At 56.9% G+C, this 1,087-nt stretch carries 1 protein-coding gene; it reads right to left on the bottom strand.

Translation table 11 applies throughout. From position 1 onward, the window contains the following. Positions 1-32: 32 nt before the first annotated feature. Positions 33-1,025 carry an IS30 family transposase gene (locus ATO9_RS23270; protein WP_043755257.1) on the bottom strand — a complete coding sequence of 331 codons (993 nt, stop codon included), beginning with the start codon at positions 1,023-1,025 and terminating at the stop codon, positions 33-35. Between the last annotated feature and the right edge of the window lie 62 nt (positions 1,026-1,087).

The raw sequence follows: 1,087 nt of genomic DNA, 5'->3' as shown, positions 1-1,087 counted from the left end.
TGATGGCTCAAGGGTCGTTGCGACAGTTTCCTCTATCTCAGTTTCATCATCTCTTCCCTGAATGCTTCGGTCGGGGTGCGCCAGCCGAGGCACTTTCTGGGCGTTCCGTTGAGGCGGTCGCAAATCGCCTTCATATTGCGATTTGAGAGCGCCGCCAGTTGCGTGTCTCGGGGCAGATAGCGCCGCGCCCGTTTGTTCAGGTTTTCAACCGATCCTTTTTGCCAAGGTGCTTGCGGATCGCAGAACCAGCTGTCGGTGCCAATGCCTGACTTCAGCTTGCGCCAAGCTCGGAACTCGAAGCCACGGTCAAAGGTGATCGAACGGCGAGCGGGCTGGGGCAGGGGTTCCATCACGTCCATCAGCTTGTTTATGAAGTGTGTCGAGCTGCGGTCGTTGTTGCGGAACAGGACGGCAAACCGTGTCTTTCGCTCGACCAGCGAGGCGACGTTCATCGTGCCTTGCGAACGTTCAAAGATCATAAGATCACCTTCCCATTCGCCGAAAGTCTCGCGCGTCTTCACGTAGTCCGGGCGTTCATGGATCGACCGATCCGGCGGAAATACTTGGCCTCTGGGACGCCTGGCGTAGCGTGGTTGCCGTTTCTTGCGCCGACAGGGCAAGTGGCGCGCCAGTTGTTCAGATTGGCCTTCAGCGCTGTAGACATAGGCGTAGATCGTCTCGTGACTGACGCGCACGGGCTGGCCATCAAAACCGAGGCGTCCCGCGATCTGTTCCGGCGTCCAGCCGATCTTCAACTGAGCGATGACATGGGACCGCAGATCAACCAGTCGGATCAGTTTGCGACGCCGTGCGCGTCGATCGGATGCGTATTTCTGAGCATTCATGCCGTAGTAGCCGCTCAAGTAGGGTAGCTCATCATCTTCGAAACGGTTGCGCTTGATCTCTCGATAGACGGTCGAGCGATGCCTGCCGATCTCTGCTGCGATCTTGCTCACCGGCATTTTCGCGTTAAGCATGTCTTCGATTGTGCGTCTCTCACGTAAATCCAGCTCTGTGTGCGCCATGTCCGCTCTCCTTGCTTTTCAGCAAGATAGGGAATTTGTCGCAACCCAGCTTAGAATGTGCC

The sequence above is a fragment of the Pseudooceanicola atlanticus genome, assembly GCF_000768315.1.
Classification (GTDB): domain Bacteria; phylum Pseudomonadota; class Alphaproteobacteria; order Rhodobacterales; family Rhodobacteraceae; genus Pseudooceanicola; species Pseudooceanicola atlanticus.
Note: the sequence above shows the minus strand (reverse complement) of the source record. Positions and strands in the feature narration are given on the sequence as shown.